Source organism: Streptomyces sp. 2323.1 (assembly GCF_900221035.1).
GTDB lineage: Bacteria > Actinomycetota > Actinomycetes > Streptomycetales > Streptomycetaceae > Streptomyces > Streptomyces sioyaensis.
Genome location: NZ_LT907981.1, coordinates 7,499,997 through 7,515,157 on the forward strand (window position 1 = coordinate 7,499,997; position 15,161 = coordinate 7,515,157).

Annotated in this window: 13 protein-coding genes; 8 read left to right on the top strand and 5 right to left on the bottom strand. The window is 71.1% G+C overall.

From position 1 onward, the window contains the following. Nucleotides 1–63: 63 nt before the first annotated feature. Nucleotides 64–1,128: a type III polyketide synthase gene (locus tag CPH93_RS32430; protein ID WP_096214879.1), complete on the bottom strand. Its 1,065-nt coding sequence runs from the start codon at nt 1,126–1,128 to the stop codon at nt 64–66. 272 nt (nt 1,129–1,400) lie between these two features. Then, a complete protein-coding gene (locus tag CPH93_RS32435) occupies nt 1,401–2,606 on the bottom strand; it encodes a cytochrome P450 (protein WP_096214880.1) in 1,206 nt (401 codons plus the stop codon). A gap of 616 nt (nt 2,607–3,222) precedes the next feature. Here CPH93_RS32435 and CPH93_RS32440 point away from each other — a divergent pair. The 3 genes from CPH93_RS32440 (at nt 3,223) to CPH93_RS32450 (ending at nt 7,670) form a co-directional block, all read left to right on the top strand. Then, on the top strand, nt 3,223–4,398 hold the full coding sequence (locus tag CPH93_RS32440; RefSeq protein ID WP_096214881.1) for an EfeM/EfeO family lipoprotein: 1,176 nt from the start codon (nt 3,223–3,225) through the stop codon (nt 4,396–4,398). A 5-nt stretch (nt 4,399–4,403) separates the two neighbouring features. Continuing rightward, on the top strand, nt 4,404–5,654 hold the full coding sequence (gene efeB / locus CPH93_RS32445) for an iron uptake transporter deferrochelatase/peroxidase subunit (RefSeq protein ID WP_096215676.1): 1,251 nt from the start codon (nt 4,404–4,406) through the stop codon (nt 5,652–5,654). Between the two features lie 171 nt (nt 5,655–5,825). Next, a complete protein-coding gene (locus CPH93_RS32450; RefSeq protein WP_096214882.1) occupies nt 5,826–7,670 on the top strand; it encodes a phospholipase C in 1,845 nt (614 codons plus the stop codon). A 154-nt stretch (nt 7,671–7,824) separates the two neighbouring features. Here the strand turns inward: CPH93_RS32450 and CPH93_RS32455 are convergent, their stop codons facing one another. Beyond that, a complete protein-coding gene (locus CPH93_RS32455) occupies nt 7,825–8,229 on the bottom strand; it encodes a VOC family protein (RefSeq protein WP_096214883.1) in 405 nt (134 codons plus the stop codon). Between the two features lie 664 nt (nt 8,230–8,893). Here CPH93_RS32455 and CPH93_RS32465 point away from each other — a divergent pair. Together CPH93_RS32465 and CPH93_RS32470 are read left to right on the top strand one after the other, a co-directional pair. Further along, nucleotides 8,894–9,790 (top strand): universal stress protein, encoded by an 897-nt coding sequence (locus CPH93_RS32465; protein WP_096214885.1) that lies wholly within the window; start codon nt 8,894–8,896, stop codon nt 9,788–9,790. Between the two features lie 344 nt (nt 9,791–10,134). After that, the gene (locus CPH93_RS32470; protein WP_096214886.1) at nt 10,135–10,758 is read left to right on the top strand and encodes a CBS domain-containing protein; all 624 of its coding nucleotides are present in this window, start codon (nt 10,135–10,137) and stop codon (nt 10,756–10,758) included. A 104-nt stretch (nt 10,759–10,862) separates the two neighbouring features. Here the strand turns inward: CPH93_RS32470 and CPH93_RS32475 are convergent, their stop codons facing one another. Next, entirely contained in the window at nt 10,863–12,308 is a 1,446-nt protein-coding gene (locus CPH93_RS32475; RefSeq protein ID WP_096214887.1) for a hypothetical protein, read from the bottom strand. A gap of 77 nt (nt 12,309–12,385) precedes the next feature. Between CPH93_RS32475 and CPH93_RS32480 the strand changes: the two genes are divergently transcribed. Next, nucleotides 12,386–12,817, top strand: a complete 432-nt coding sequence (locus tag CPH93_RS32480; RefSeq protein WP_093481715.1) for an SRPBCC family protein — start codon at nt 12,386–12,388, stop codon at nt 12,815–12,817. Between the two features lie 226 nt (nt 12,818–13,043). Here the strand turns inward: CPH93_RS32480 and CPH93_RS32485 are convergent, their stop codons facing one another. Further along, complete coding sequence (locus tag CPH93_RS32485; protein WP_093481713.1) at nt 13,044–13,523, bottom strand: MarR family winged helix-turn-helix transcriptional regulator; 480 nt, start codon at nt 13,521–13,523, stop codon at nt 13,044–13,046. Between the two features lie 103 nt (nt 13,524–13,626). On the opposite strand from CPH93_RS32485, the gene CPH93_RS32490 reads away from it, so the two are divergent. Together CPH93_RS32490 and CPH93_RS32495 are read left to right on the top strand one after the other, a co-directional pair. Beyond that, nucleotides 13,627–14,508, top strand: a complete 882-nt coding sequence (locus tag CPH93_RS32490) for an NmrA/HSCARG family protein (RefSeq protein ID WP_096214888.1) — start codon at nt 13,627–13,629, stop codon at nt 14,506–14,508. A 172-nt stretch (nt 14,509–14,680) separates the two neighbouring features. Beyond that, nucleotides 14,681–15,100 carry a MarR family winged helix-turn-helix transcriptional regulator gene (locus CPH93_RS32495; RefSeq protein ID WP_096214889.1) on the top strand — a complete coding sequence of 140 codons (420 nt, stop codon included), beginning with the start codon at nt 14,681–14,683 and terminating at the stop codon, nt 15,098–15,100. Nucleotides 15,101–15,161 lie beyond the last annotated feature (61 nt).

Consider the following 15,161-nt stretch of genomic DNA (forward strand, 5'->3'; position numbering starts at 1 on the left):
CGGACCGCCCGGTGCGCCCGGTGCGCCCGGCGGTTCACCACCGGGCGCACCGAGCACGCGCGCTCACCTGGCCGTCGCCGGGGTCGAGGTCCACGTGCCCAGGGCGATCTCGGCGGTGATGCCGGGCCCGAAGCCCGCCAGCAGACCGCGCTGCCCGTCGAGCGCCGATGCCTCGTCGAACATCCGGCCCAGGGCGTCGAGGATCACCGCGCTGGCGATGTTGCCGTACTCGGTGAGCGTCGCGCGGCTGAAGCGGAAGGCCTCCGGCGGTACGTCCAGGAAGTGGCACAGGTCGTCCAGAATGCGCGGGCCGCCCGCATGGACGATGTAGAAGTCCAGGTCGCCCGCGTTCCATTCGTGCTGCTCCGCCACGGTGCGCAGGGCCGGGGCGAGCGGCTTCATGGTGCCGGGCACCCGCTTGTCCAACTGGAAGTGGAATCCCGTGGAGCGCACCGCGTAGGAGATCCAGTCCTCGGTGTTCGGGATCAGGTACGAGCTGTTGCGCTCCAGGTTGATGCCGGTGCCCCCGTTCCCCCGCACCACCGCGGCGGCGACCGCGTCCCCGAACAAGCCGTTCGACAGCAGCGAGCCCACGCCCAGGTCCGTGGGCTGGTAGCACAGCGAGCAGAACTCGCACGCCACGATCAGCACATTGGCGTCGGGGTACGCCGTGCAGAAGTCATGTGCCCGGTTGATTGCGGCGCCACCTGCGGCACAGCCGAGCTGGGCTATCGGTATCTGCCGGGTCTCCGGCCGGAAGCCCAGGGTGTTGATGAGCCATGCGCTCAGCGCCGGCATCATGAAGCCGGTGCAGGACACATAGACGATCAGGTCGATCTGCTGCGGCTCCAGTTGGGCCTGGTCGAGTGCCGTACGCACCACCGCGGGGACACGGGCCTTGGACTCCTCCTCGTACACCGCGTTGCGGGCATCGAGGCCCGGGTGCTTGAGCACCTTGTCGATCGGCTGGATCAAATGCCGTTTGAGGACGCCGGTGTGCTCGATCAGCCGGAGCACCAGTTTCAGCTGCGAGTGGTCCTTGTGCAGCCGTCGTGCGAGTTCGAGGGTGTCCTCTTGGGTGATGACGTATTCAGGGACCGCTATTGCAGGTTTGCACAGAACCGCCATGGGATGCACTCCTTGCAGACCAGGGACCGCCGTTGTGCAATTCCCCTCGCAGAATGCGAGTCGAATTCGGCCGGTGGAACCCGCCGCGGGACGGTGCCTGGTCAAACGGGCAAAGGAACCGTTGGCGGGCCCAAAGGCCCGGGGTTGACGACTCTTGTAGAGAATTGGCGGGCCAGTCGAAGAATGACCTCTCCCCGTGCAGATGGATCATCTTTCCGACTAGTAACCGTACGCCAGCCGGGTGAGATCCGCATTTCGCTGGGCCGGCCCCCTCACCAGGCGACCGGCAACTCCAGTGGATAGCGCCAGATCGAGGTCGTGTTCCAGCGCACGTCCTCGGGCGCCTTCGCGAGCCGCAGCTCCGGGAAGCGCTCCAGCAGGGATCCGAGGGCGACTTCGAGCTCCGTGAAGGCGAGCGGGGCGCCCAGGCAGTGGTGCCCGCCCCAGCCGAACGTCATGTGGGACGGCTTGTCACGTTCCAGATCCAGCTCGTCGGGCCGGTCGAACTTCCGGGGGTCCCGGTTGGCCGTCAGATAGGAGACGTGCACGATGTCGCCGGCGCGGATCGTCACCCCGCTCAGCTCCACGTCCTCGGTGGCGACCCGGGGGATGCCGACGCCCTTGCGGAACGGAATGAACCGCAGCATCTCCTCCATCGCCTGCGGCAGCATCTCGGGGCGGGAGCGCAGCATGGCCAGGTCGTCGGGCCGGGTCAGCAGCGTGTACGTGAGGTTGCCGATCTCGTAGGTGGTGGTGTCCTGGCCGGTGATGAGCAGCACCATGGCCATGACGGTGAGTTCCTGGTCGCCCAGGACCTCGTCGCCGTCCCGCGCGGTGGCCAGCGCGCTGATCAGGTCGTCTCCCGGGTGCTGACGACGCTTCGCGGTCAGCGTCTTGAAGTAGCCGCGCATCTCAGCCTTGGCCCGCACGGCCTTGTCCCGGTTGTCGAGGCTGACGTTCATCATCGTCCGGGCGTGCGCACGCAGCTGGCCGCGGTCGGCCTCGGGGATGTCGAGCACCTCGCAGATCGTGGTCAGCGGCAGCGGGGAGGCCAGGCTCTCCATCAGGTCCGCGGGCGAGCCGTGCTTGGCCATCCGGTCCAGCAGCTCGTCCACGACATGCCGGGTGCGGGCCCGCATGCGCTCCACTTGACGCGGCGCGAAGGCCTTGGAGACCAGGCTCCGCAAGCGGCTGCTGGCGGGCGGGTCCATCACATTGATCGCCTCGTCCTGGACGATCGGTTCGGGCGTCATACGGGGGAAGTCCCGCCCGATGATGGCACTGCGGCTGAAGCGCCGGTCGGTGGTCACCGTGCGCACGTCCTCGTACCGGGTGACGAGCCACGCCTCGCCCTCCCCGTACGGCAGCCGGATGCGGGCGACCGGTTCCTCGGTCAGCAGGCGCTTGAGTGTGGGGTCGAATTCAAGAGCCTCGGCATAGTCGAATGGGCAGTTCCAGACGTTGGCGCCGGATTCCATATCGCACTCCCGAAGTGAGAAGGGCGCGAGCGGATTCACCGCCTGCGAAGACAGCAAGGCGCCTGTGCACGGCAGCAACGGGGCCGCGGGCAGAAAAAGCGCCCATTTCCTCCCAAGGATCGAAACACAGGGAGGCCCCGAATGGCCTTTCCGCCCGTCGGGCAAACGGGCCGGTGAGCGCACCATGTCCCGCCATTCCCGGCGGCTCCCGGCCCCGCCCGGGCGCCCGGAGCATTGGGCCAATCGGGTGGTACGGCGTCTGACGGGGTGTGCCCGGCCGGAGTCGCCCGGAGCCGATATGCGCCGCCCTCCGATCCTCATGACGGCCCCGGACTGCCCAGAACGGACGGAGGCACCGCCGTGCCCCGCGGGACGACCGCGTACGGCGACGCCCCGGTGAACCACGCGGGAAGTTCTGGTATCTCTTCGGGGGAATGGGTGTTCGGGCGGCGCGTGCTGCTTAGCATGTGCAGCGTTGCCGTCGGGCACGGCAGGTGGACGTGCCGGGACCGAGGCCCTGTTCTGCCTGCACCAGGTACGCGCGCGCGTGCTGTGAACGACCCCCGGGAGGCCGGTAGTGCCACGATCCGGCCCCCCATGGCTGCGGTCCGCCCGTGTGCGGGGTGTCGGGGGCGCGCTCCTCGTCGCCGGCCTACTGGTGACGCTGGTGCTGGCCGACGGCCCGGGGGGCGCGGCGGGGGACGGCCGGGGCACGGCGGACGGGCTGCCGCACACCACCGTCGAGGTCTCGCCGAGCGGTTGCGGCCGGGGCTGGGCACACGCCCGCCCCGGGACGCAGGTCTTCGAGCTGCACAACACCTCCGACACCGCGGCCGAGGTCTACCTCAAGTCCCCGCGGAACGGGGCGGTTTACGGCGAGGTGGAGGGGCTCGGCCCCGGGACCACCCGCCGGCTGCGGGTCCGGCTGGGCCAGGGGTACTACGCGTTCATGTGCCTGCCGGACGATGCCGACGCGGTCACCGGGCCCACGGTCCGGATCGACGGCGGCGGCCCCGCGGGCCCGGCCGCGGCTCCGCTCACCCAGCACGACCTGATTCCCCCGGCACTGGACTACCAGAAGTGGGTCGGGCGCGGCCTGGACGACCTCGTCGGCCGGACCGGGACGCTACGGGACGCCGTCGCCCGCGGGGACCTCGCGGGCGCCCGCAACGCCTGGCTGCCCGCACACCTCGCCTATGAACGGCTGGGCGCGGCGTACGGCACCTTCGGCGACGCGGACCAGCAGATCAACGGCACCGGCGCCGGTCTGCCGAAGGGCGACCGGGACCCCGCGTTCACCGGCTTCCACCGCCTCGAATACGGGCTGTGGCACGGGCAGTCGGCCGCCGCCCTGCGCGCACCGGCCGCCGCGCTCGTCGCCTCCGTGGGCAAGCTCCGGGACGACTGGGCGCAGGAGCGGATGGACCCGGCCGACCTCGGCCTGCGGGCGCACGAAATCCTGGAGAACACCATCGAGTTCGAGCTGACCGGGCGGACCGACTACGGCAGCGGCAGCAACCTCGCCACCGCCCGCGCCAACCTCGACGGAACCCGCGCCGTCCTCAGCCGACTGCGCCCCCTGCTGGTCACCCGCTACCCCGGTCTGCGGCAGCTGGAGGACGAACTGGACCGCACGCAGCGGCTGCTCGACGGCTTCCGGCGAGGCGGCCGGTGGACCTCGCCGGCCCAGCTGGACCGGGCCCGGCGGGAGCGCGTCGACGCGGCCCTCGGAGACCTGGTGGAACGACTGGCGTCGGTGGCGACGCTGTGCGATGCGCGGAGAACGGTGTGACGGGCATGAACGGTGTCGGGCGACGGGGATTCCTGCGGGGTGCCGCACTGGCCGGGGCCGGTCTGGCGGCCGGCGGCGCCGCGCCCGGCGACGGTCTGCCGGCGGCCGGCGCGACGGTGCCGGTGCCGGGCCCGGGGCTGCTGGCGGAAGCCGCGCTCCCGGTTCCGTTCCACGGCCCGCGGCAGGCTTCGGTGCTCGCGCCGCCCCGCCGGGTCACGGCGTTCACCGCGTTCGACGTCACCGCCGGGGACCGCCGCGAACTGGCCGACCTGCTGCGCACCGTCACGGCCCGGGCCCGCTTCCTGACCGGCGGCGGACTGCCGGCACCCGTCGGCATCACCGGCCCGCCCGCCGACTCGGGCCTCCTGGGGCCGCAGGTCCCCGCCGGCGCGCTGTCGGTGACGGTCGGCGTGGGCGCGGCCCTGTTCGACGAACGGTTCGGGCTGCACGGCCGGGCGCCGCGCCACCTGACCACCATGCCCTCCTTCCCGGACGACGACCTCCGGGCCGAGTGGTGCCACGGCGACCTGAGCATCCAGCTGTGCGCGGACGACACGGACACCGTGCTGCACGCCCTGCGCGACCTCGCCCGGCACACCCGGGGCGGGATGCAGGTGCGCTGGCGGCTGGACGGCTTCACCAGCCCGCCCCGGCCGTCCGGGACGCCCCGCAACCTCCTGGGGTTCAAGGACGGTACGGCCAACCCGGACGCCCGCTCCGCCCGCGAGATGGACCGTCTGGTGTGGGTGGGGCGGGGCGCGGGCGAGCCGGACTGGGCGGTCGGCGGCAGCTACCAAGTGGTGCGGCTGATCCGCATGCTGGTGGAGTTCTGGGACCGGGTGTCGCTGACCGAACAGGAGCGGATGTTCGGCCGCGCCCGGGAGACCGGAGCACCCCTGGACGGCGACGCCGAACACGACACGCCGCACTATCCCGGCGATCCCAAGGGCGATGTGATCCCCCTGGACAGCCATATCCGGCTGGCCAACCCACGGACCGCGGCCACCGACGACCAGCGCCTGCTGCGTCGTGCCTACAACTACGACAACGGGACGGACAGCAACGGCAACCTCGACATGGGCCTGCTGTTCTGCTGCTACCAGCAGGACCTTGCCCGCCAGTTCGAGACCGTGCAACGCAGGCTGGCCGGCGAGCCGCTGGCGGACTACATCAAGCCCTTCGGGGGCGGATACTTCTTCGCTCTGCCCGGCGTCCGTGGCGAAGCCGACTGGTACGGCCGGGCCTTGCTGGCATGACCGGCGGCCGCCTCCGGGCCCGAAGGGTCAACACGCGGTCAAGGTTTGGCCTGGGTTACCTGACCCAGTGTTCACTCTCAGGCCATCATGGCTCTGCCGCACCGCCGTCCGACCGGCAGAACATCCCGGCCGTACGGCACCGACACGTCCCTGCCCGGAGGGTGAACCAGCATGGCCAGTAGGGGAAGACGAGCAACGATACGGAGTCTGGGGGCCCTCACGGGTGCCGCGGCCCTCGCGGCCCTGGGTGCCGGCGGGCCCGCATGGGCGGCGGCCGGAGCGCCCGACTCCTCCCGTACGGCCACCCCCATCAAGCACGTGGTCGTGCTCTTCGACGAGAACATCTCGTTCGACCACTACTTCGCGACGTACCCGAAGGCCGCCAACACCGACGGCACCAAGTTCACCCCCTCGCCGCGCACTCCCCGGGACATCGACAACCTGCGCACCGCGGGGCTGCTCAAGCACAACCCCAACCAGTACGCGCCCAAGCGGCTCACCCCCGAGCAGGCCCTGACCTGCGACCAGAACCACGACTACGGGCCCGAGCAGTACGCGTACAACGGCGGCAAGGCCGACAAGTTCGTCGAGAACACCGACTCCGGCAAGTGCTCCGGCGGGCTCTACGGCGAGCCCGGACTGGTGATGGACTACTACGACGGCAACACCGTCACCGGGCTGTGGAACTACGCCCAGCACTACTCCCTCAACGACCGCTCCTTCAGCTCGGTCTACGGCCCCTCCTCACCGGGCGCGATCAACCTGATCTCCGGGCAGACGCACGGCGTCGTCTCCATGGACCCGGCCTCCGGCACGGAGCACCCCAAGCAGACCGCCACGCCCGATCCGCACGCCGTGCAGTCGCCGGATGCCAAGGGCGTCGGCACCATGGTCAAGGACCCGGACCCGGCCTACGACGACTGCTCCAACAAGGACCACACCAGCAAGAACGCGCTCGCCGCGATGCAGGGGCGCAACATCGGTGACGTCCTCAACTCCCGCCATGTCAGCTGGGGTTGGTTCCAGGGCGGCTTCCGGCCCAGCACCGCGTGGGACGGCCAGGCGGGGCACTATGCCAAGTGCGGCGGGACCACCCACGCCAACATCGGGGGAGCGGCGGCCGTCGACTACAGCCCGCACCACTCGCCGTTCGAGTACTACAAGTCGACGTCCAACCCGCACCACCTGCCGCCGAAGAGCGTCAGCGAGGTCGGCCACGCCGGGCAGGCCAACCACAACTACGACCTGAGCGACTTCGACGCCGTGCTCAAGGCGGGCAAGCTGCCGGCCGTCAGCTTCCTCAAGGCCCCCGCGTACCAGGACGCGCACGCCGCCTACTCCGACCCGATCGACGAACAGCACTTCCTGGTCCAGCAGATCAACCGCATCCAGCAGTCGCCGCAGTGGAAGGACACCGCCGTCGTCATTGCCTATGACGACTCCGACGGCTGGTACGACCACACCTTCGTCAAGCCGCGCAACGGCTCCAAGGACACCAGCACCGGCTCCAACGGCAAGGCCACCGACAGCCCGGCCTGCCAGGCGGGCCCCGCGGCCGCCGGCGGCTACAAGGACCGCTGCGGTCCCGGCACCCGGCAGCCGCTGCTGGTGATCTCGCCGTACAGCAAGGTCAACAAGATCGACCACACCCGGACCGAGCAGACCTCGATCATCAAGTTCATCGAGCACAACTGGCACACCGGGCAGATCGGCGATGCGTCCTTCGACGCCCGGGCGGGCTCGCTGAACGGCATGTTCGACTTCCGGCACCCGAACAACAAGCAGGTGCTCCTCAACACCGACGGCTCGGTCAAGTCGGTCGGCCCGGTGCGGCATGTCGCACCGGTCGACACGACCATCGACCCGGGCCCGGCGATGCAGAACGCCGCCGCGGCCGGTGACTCCGCCGGCTCCGTCGTCCTTCCGGTCGCCATCGGCGCGGCCGTGGTGGCGGGGGGCGTGACCGGTACGTTCCTGGTGCTGCGCCGCCGCAAGGAGCAGCGCGCCGCCGTCTGACCGGATGGCTCCGGGGAACGGAGCCCGGCACGGAGAACGGCATACGGCCCGGCGGATCATCCGAGACGGTGATCCGTCGGGCCGTTGCCGATGCGGGGACGTGGTCCTCCCGCCGCCCCTGGCCGTTCCGGTCCGCCACCGGCCGACGGCTCGTTCAGTTCGCCTGCCCCAGCGCGTGCCCCTCGCTCGCGGCGAGGACGAAGGGGTGGCCCGCGGGATCCGCATAGCGGCGGGCGTCATAGGGCCCGTGGTTCTCGCGCGTCTCCAGCGGCCGCGCGCCGAGCGCGACGGCCTCGCGCTCGGCCTCGTCCATGTTGTCCTCAGGGACGAGGAAGTGCAGATGAGCCTGTTGTGAGTCGTCGGGGCGGGGCCAACTGGCCGGGGCCGCGCCCGGGTCCCGCCGAATCGCAAGGTGGATCTGGCCGCCCTCGACGACTTCGATGTAGTCCGGGCTGCTCCCGATCCGTGCTTCTCCGCCGAGGAATTGTGCATAGAAGTCCGCCAGTGGCGCGGGCTCCGTGCAATCCAGTACCAGGATGCCGGTCTTGGCGATGGCCATGCGGATTCCCTCCTGCCGACGCCGACGGGCCCCCGCCCGCCTCTCCGAACCGGGTACCCCGTCGCCGGGCCGGCACTCCGCGCACCCGGAAGACGCCGCCCCCTCCGCCTGGGCGCCCACCGGACGCGACACCGCTTGCGCCACTCCGGTGTGCCTTGTGCGGCGGCCGAACCCGGCCCGCGGCTGTGTGGCCTGGCACGCCCCTGCACGAGGGGCCACGATGGGGACAGGGGCCGGACGTCGTACCTCTGGAGGCGTCATGAGCGAGGCGGAGGGGTGCGCACCGCGGCCGGTGCGGCCCGAGGGGCATGAGGTCGTCCGGCCCGACGGTCCTGAGGTCGTCCGGCGCGGTATGGCGGAGCGGGTCCGGCACATCCGGTCAAGGGCCATATGGCAGGGCGTCGGCGGGCCGTTCGGTCTCCTTGCAGCGCCCATCGACTCCTTGGTGCCGGGCCGGGGCATCCAGCAGGCTCGGTAGCTGGGGTGGGCATGTCGCCCGGCCCCGCGCGCACCCGCCGAGGAGGAGCACCGATGGGCCACCCACTGCCCCGTCGCACCCGTACGCCGCCTTTCCGTGGGGCATGCAGCTACGTCCCACGGGACCGCCGCGGTCGCCCCGACGGGCCGATGCGGTCGGACCTCGGAGCGCGAAAGAAGGACAGATATGGAGCCGGAAATCATCACCGTCGGGCTCGACGGCTCGCCGGAGAGCCTGGCCGCCGCGCACTGGGCGGCTGACGAGGCGGACCGGCGGCAGTCGGTCCTGCGGCTGCTCCATGCCTGGATCCTGCTGGCCGCCGAGGCGCCGGACACCCCCGCGGACCGCGACCAGAACGCCGGCGCCCGGCAGATTGTGCGCCGGGCCCGGGACGAGGTGCGTACGCGCCACCCGGGGCTGCAGATCATCGAGGATCTGGTGGGGTCCGAGGCCGAGGCGGCGCTGCTGCAGGCGGCCGCCGAGTCGCAGATGCTCGTGCTCGGTTCGCGGGCCCTAGGGGTCTGGGAGAGCTATGTGCTCGGGGATGTCAGTTTGGACGTGGTGGGCCGGGCGAAGGGGCCGGTGATCCTCGTCCGGGCCGGTGACCGGGCGAAACCGCCAGGTCAGGAACGCCCGGACGGCACCACGCCGGCTTCCGACGCCCGGGTGGTCGTCGGCCTCGGCCTGCGCGGGCCCTGCGAGCGGCTGCTCGCCTTCGCCTTCGACGCCGCGGCGAGCCGTGGCCTTCCCCTGCAGGCCGTCCACGGGCGCCCGCTGCCCGTGCACGCCTACACCCCCTGGGGCATCGACCCCGATGCCGAGAAGGAGCTCACCAAAGAGGCGGACATCGAGCTGCGGGACGCCATCCGCCCGTGGTGTGAGCGGTTTCCCGAGGTGCTGGTGCAGCAGACCGTCCTCCCGGAGAGCCCGACCCGCGCCCTGGTCCAGACGGTCTTCGGGGCCGAGCTCCTGGCCGTCGGCCGCCGGCTGCACCGTCCGCTGCTCGCACCGCGCGTCGGACCGGTGGCGCACGCCGCCATCCACCACGTGTCCTGCCCGGTCGCCGTGGTCCCCCATGACTGAGCGCGGCGAGCATGACTGAACGCGGCGAGCACGGCATCGGACCGCCGGCCGCAGGCCCCCGACGCCGGAGGGGCCGCACGCGGGACGGAACGGGGTTCCGCCCTCACGGCCCGTGCCTCTTGCGCTGCACACCGTGCCGTTGCCCGGCCGCCGGGGGCGGCTGACAACGGCCCCGTGATCACCCCGGCCCGGGACGGTTCCGCCTCCCCGGGCCCCTTCACCCCATGCAAGTTGCACCGGTGCGCGGCAGGCCCGCCCCTCGCGAGGCAGGCTTGGCAGTACCGGATGACCCGCCCGTGGCGTCACCAGAGACGGCCCGGGCAGACCCGGAGGGACTGGCCGAAATGAGGCACCGCTGTGTGGCAGACCTGATGACTCCCCATGCCGTCGTCGTCCAACGGGGCACGACCTTCAAGGAGATTGCCCGTCTGCTCGACGAATATGAGATCACCGCTGTCCCCGTCGTCGACGAGGACGAGCAGGTGGTGGGGGTGGTATCCGAAGCCGATCTGCTGCGCCGGCAGATCGCGAAGCTCGGGTCGACCACCGCCGAAGCGATCATGACGAGCCCCGCCGTGGTGGCCCGGCCCGGGTGGAGCGTCGTGGAGGCGGCCAAGCTCATGGAGCAGAAGAAGGTCAAGCGGCTGCCCGTGATCGACGACGCCGGGCGGCTGATCGGCGTGATCAGCCGCAGCGACCTCGTGCGGCTGTTCCTGCGCCGCGACCGCGCCATCCAGGAAGAGGTGCTGGAGGAGGTGCTCACCCGCACGCTCGGGGTGCCACCGTCCACGGTGACGGTCGATGTCTCCAATGGCTCGGTGACCCTCACCGGCACCTTGGACCGCACCAGCCTGGTCCCCATCGCCGTGCGGATGTGCGAAAGCGTGGACGGGGTGGTCGAGGTGATCGACCGGCTCACCGCCGAATGGGACGACATTCCGCTGTCGCAGCAGAAGGCGGCGGAGTAGGGCGGCGTGCGCCCCGGCTCCGCCGCCAGGCGGGGCAAGAGCGGACGCCCGGGAACCCGCGAACCCGTGCCGCCCCCGCGACCCCGTACGGCCGCTGTGCCCGCTCACCAGCCGGTCAGCAGCAGATGGTTGACCAGCAGGGCGAGGACGGCCTGCGCGGCCAGCCACCAGCGGTGGGTGCGGGCCGGCAGCAGGGCGCACGCGGGCAGCAGCCACACCGCGAAGGGCAGCCAGATCCGTTCGGTCTCCGCCTTGCTCATCCCGGACACATCCGCGAGCAGCACCATGCCCAGCCCCGCCGCGACCAGGACGGCAAGGGCGCCCCGACCGGCCGGCGCCGCGCGCCGCGTCCCGCGCACCGCCGGCCACACCGCACCGGCGGCCCGGCGCAGACCGGCGACGGTCGCCAATCCCACGCTCGCCACCTGGGCCGCGAGGTTCGCCCACAGGAAATAGCCGTACGGGCGTACCTTCGCGGCACCTTGGTAGTACCGCTCGACCAGCGTCGTATAGCCGTCCGGCCACCAGAACCCGCCCCAGGTGAAGGCCACCACCCACACCAGGACGCCCGCACCCACATAGGGCAGCGGGCGGGCCGAGCGCGCGAGCAGCAGCACCGCGGCCCCGAGCACGACGAGCAACGTCAGGCCGTAGGAGAGGTACCAGGCCCAGCCGAGCAGCAGCCCCGCGCCCAGCGCGGTCAGCCGGGGCGCCCGGGTACGGCGGGTGGCCGCCAGGGCCAGCAGGGCGACGGCCCAGGCGGCGACACCCGCGAAGTAGCCGTCGGCGCTGACCCCGATCCACACCGCCGCCGGGGCGAGGGCGACGAACGGGGCGGCCCGGCGCGCCAGTGCCTCACCGCACAGCGCGCGGACGGTCACCATGACGGCCGCGGTGAGCGAGGACCCCACGGTGACGCACCAGGCGGCGGCCCAGGCGCCGCCGCCCAGTCCTATCCGGTCCAGCCCGACGAACGTCAGCAGCGCACCCGGCGGATGACCGGCCACATGCGCCGGCCAGAGGTCCGGCGAGCCGACCAGGATGTGGTGGGTGAAGTCGCTCAGGAAAACGCCCAGGTGACGGACCCGGTCCACCGACTGCAGATACTCCAGGCTGGTGGTCAGCCGCTCGGCGACGCCCCGGCCCCATCCGTCGACCAGCGCGAGCGACCAGGTCCAGGCCATCGCCGCGCCCCATACGGCCGCCACCAGCACCCGCCACGGCAGCCGCCGCGCGGCCGCCGGCCCCTGCACCACCACCAGCGCGGCCACGGCCAGCGCCGCCGGAGTGCCGGGGCCGACATGCGGCAGCCACCAGGCGTACAGCGGTGGCCACTCCAGCCGCAGAATTCCCTCGGCCCCGTACACGGTCCGGTTGAGGACCCGCCCGACCACTGCCGCCAGCACGAACAGAGCTACCGCACCCGCAACCGCCCACAGATCGCGACGGCACTCCCGCTTCTGTGCACTCGCTGTCACCGGGCCACCGTAGACCGGCCCCGCGGCCGGACCGCCGACCGCCACCCGGCCCGCCCCGGCGGCACCGGACATCCTCGGGCCGGGTCGCCTCCGGCCCCCGCCCGGAGCACCCTGGAGTGGTAGCCGTGAACCGAGCTGAGAGGTGCGCGATGAGCACTCTCGAAGAACACATCGACATCAGCGTTCCCCTCGAAACGGCCTGGGACTGCCTCCACCGCGCGGAGACCTATCCGCGGTGCGTCGACGGTGTCCGCGAGGCCCGGTCGCAGGGGACGGACCGGACGCATCTGGACCTCGACGCGGGTGGCCAGGCGAAGGAGTGCGACGTCCAGATCACCGACGACAGCACGGAAAACGTCATGAGGTGGCACACCACCAGCGGACCCGATCTGGCGGGTACCTTCTCGCTGCTGCCCATCGACCAGGAGCACACCCGGCTCCAGGCCCGCTTCGAGTACGACCCGGGCACGGTCAAGGAGGCGTTCGGCGGACCACAGGGATTCGCCCAGGCGGCCGCGATCGAACGGGGCCTGCGGACCGACCTCCAGCAGCTGAAGCAATTGGTGGAACAGGAGCGGTAACGCCCGACGCCCCAGGCGGTGGTCCTCCCGGCGCGGCCTCAACTGCCTTAATCTTGCGTGCAGTTCACGCAACCCTCTCGACCTCGGTTCCGGGCCCACCATGCCCGGGCAGCGTAGGCAACGGGAGCAAGCAGTAGCGGCCAGCTGACGTCCAGGGCAATGGCGGGAAGAGCTGTCCCGGCGCCATCTCATCGGCGTCCGGTCGGTGGACTGGCGTTTCCCGGACTCAGTCTGGCTTCGGCCGGGACCGCAAGCGCTGCATTTGGGCGTGGCTGAGGTCGTGTGCCCGTCGCATGTGCCGGGTGATCACCTCAAGTTCGTCCTCGGTGTGGCCGTCGAGGAGCGCCTGCCAGGTCTGGCCGAGGTCGTCCCACACCGCGGTGACACGGGCAATGCGATCCGGCACCGGACTGACCAGCACGCGACGGCGGTCTTGTGGGTCGGGGGCGCGGAGCACGTAGCCGCCACGTTCGAGCCGGTCGACCAGGCGTGTGGCCGAGCCCGTGGTCAGGCCCGTCATGTCGGCGACCTGCTTGACCGTGAGCGGCCCGGACTCTGCGGTCAGCAGGCTCAGACACTGCACGTCGGTTGGGTGCAGTCCGAGATGGTCGGCGATGGCCTGGTTGAACAGCACGTAGGCCGCCAGGTAACGGCGGGACTCCCTCGACAACTCCTCGTACAGCCGGGCCCGACGTGAGTCTGGCATCTGGATCACACTCCAAATTACTGCGCGACGCAGCAAAATCCCGTAATCTTCTGTGCGACGCAGTTAATGCGTCACGCAGTGATACTACCAATTTTGGAGAACCATGCTCACCATCGCCGTCACCGGAGCCACCGGAGCCCAGGGCGGAGCCACCGCCCGCGCCCTGCTGGCGGCTGGGCACCGGGTGCGTGCACTCACCCGTCATCCCAACTCGCCCGCGGCCGACGCTTTGCACGGTCTCGGTGCCGAGGTGCGCCATGCCGACTTCGACAACCGCCCGTCGCTGGAGGCTGCCCTCGCCGGAGCGGACTCCCTCTTCGCGGTCACCACCCCGTTCGGCACCGACACTGCCACCGAAGTCCGACAGGGCAAGGCTTTGGTCGATGCCGCGGCAGAGGCCCGCCTCGGGCACATCGTGTTCACGTCCGCCGCTCACGCCGACCGGCGCACCGGCGTCCCGCATTACGAGAGCAAGCGCCTGGTCGAGCGGAACCTGCGTGCGGCCGGGGTGCCCTGGACAGTGATCGCCCCGGCGGCGTTCATGGACAACTACGCCAGCGGCTGGACTCTCGATGGTCTGCGCGACGGCACCTTCGCCTGGCCCATGCCTGCCGACCGGCCCCTCACGCTCATCCCCGCCGCCGACATCGGCGCATTCGCCGCGCTGGCCCTCCAGCGCCCTGACGACTTCGCCGGCCACCGCATCGACATCGCCTCCGACGAGTGCACCCCCAGCCAGATGGCGCAGATCCTCGCGACCGCCCTCGGCCTCCCGGTCGCCCACCAGGAAGTACCCCTGGCCTACGTCCGGAGCCGATCGGCCGACCTGGCAGCCATGTTCGAATACTTCGCCACCGTCGGCCTCGACGTCGACGTCACCGGGCTACGCCGTGACTACCCGGAAGTCAGCTGGCACAGCTTCACCGACTGGGCCGTCGCCCAGGACTGGCCCGCACTCCTGTCCCACGCGCCCACGCCCCAGTGACATCTCCGCCCGCGGCTGCGGCCCGGGCCCAGCCACGCCCGCAGGCTTCCACCGGCAACGCCCTTGCCTGGCGCACTCCAGCGCGCCGACGCCGCCATGTCGGGAGCCATGGACCAGCACGCTTGCCCGGTTGACGCCGGACAACACGGCCCACCAGTGAAAGAGCACGCTCATGAAACCGATCGGCTACTGGCTCAACCGCACCGACAAGGCCCTCACCTGCTACATGAACGACATGCTGGCGGAGTTCGGCCTCACACGGATCGCCTGGCAGGTCCTTAACGTCATCCATGACGCCCCCGAGGTCGCCGACATCGAAGTCCTGTCGGCCCTCACCGCCAATGCCGACATCGCCACGCTGACTGGAGCCATCGACACCGTTCTCGCCGCCGGCTGGGCGGACCGCCCCGCACCAGACCGGCTCGCCCTTACACCTGGTGGTCGCCAGCGCCTGACCGACGTGGCTGCCCGCGTCGACGCGTTCCGCGAGTTGTCCACGACCGGGATCTCCATGGACGAGTACCGCACGGCCGTCCGCGTCCTGGAACGCATGAGCCACAACCTTGAAATGGCGACGAGTGCTGGCCATTGATCACGCGCCACGCGCTGACACAGGGGATTCAAGTTACTCAGAGCTACTTGTCCGTTGGCCG

What these genes read in the sequence shown, in the direction of transcription:
- CPH93_RS32430 (WP_096214879.1), bottom strand. Translation starts at nt 1,128, where the DNA reads ATGGCGGTTCTGTGCAAACCTGCAATAGCGGTCCCTGAATACGTCATC.
- CPH93_RS32435 (WP_096214880.1), bottom strand. Translation starts at nt 2,606, where the DNA reads ATGGAATCCGGCGCCAACGTCTGGAACTGCCCATTCGACTATGCCGAG.
- efeB (WP_096215676.1), top strand. Translation starts at nt 4,404, where the DNA reads ATGAACGGTGTCGGGCGACGGGGATTCCTGCGGGGTGCCGCACTGGCC.
- CPH93_RS32450 (WP_096214882.1), top strand. Translation starts at nt 5,826, where the DNA reads ATGGCCAGTAGGGGAAGACGAGCAACGATACGGAGTCTGGGGGCCCTC.
- CPH93_RS32455 (WP_096214883.1), bottom strand. Translation starts at nt 8,229, where the DNA reads ATGGCCATCGCCAAGACCGGCATCCTGGTACTGGATTGCACGGAGCCC.
- CPH93_RS32465 (WP_096214885.1), top strand. Translation starts at nt 8,894, where the DNA reads ATGGAGCCGGAAATCATCACCGTCGGGCTCGACGGCTCGCCGGAGAGC.
- CPH93_RS32470 (WP_096214886.1), top strand. Translation starts at nt 10,135, where the DNA reads ATGAGGCACCGCTGTGTGGCAGACCTGATGACTCCCCATGCCGTCGTC.
- CPH93_RS32475 (WP_096214887.1), bottom strand. Translation starts at nt 12,308, where the DNA reads ATGTCCGGTGCCGCCGGGGCGGGCCGGGTGGCGGTCGGCGGTCCGGCC.
- CPH93_RS32480 (WP_093481715.1), top strand. Translation starts at nt 12,386, where the DNA reads ATGAGCACTCTCGAAGAACACATCGACATCAGCGTTCCCCTCGAAACG.
- CPH93_RS32485 (WP_093481713.1), bottom strand. Translation starts at nt 13,523, where the DNA reads ATGCCAGACTCACGTCGGGCCCGGCTGTACGAGGAGTTGTCGAGGGAG.
- CPH93_RS32490 (WP_096214888.1), top strand. Translation starts at nt 13,627, where the DNA reads ATGCTCACCATCGCCGTCACCGGAGCCACCGGAGCCCAGGGCGGAGCC.
- CPH93_RS32495 (WP_096214889.1), top strand. Translation starts at nt 14,681, where the DNA reads ATGAAACCGATCGGCTACTGGCTCAACCGCACCGACAAGGCCCTCACC.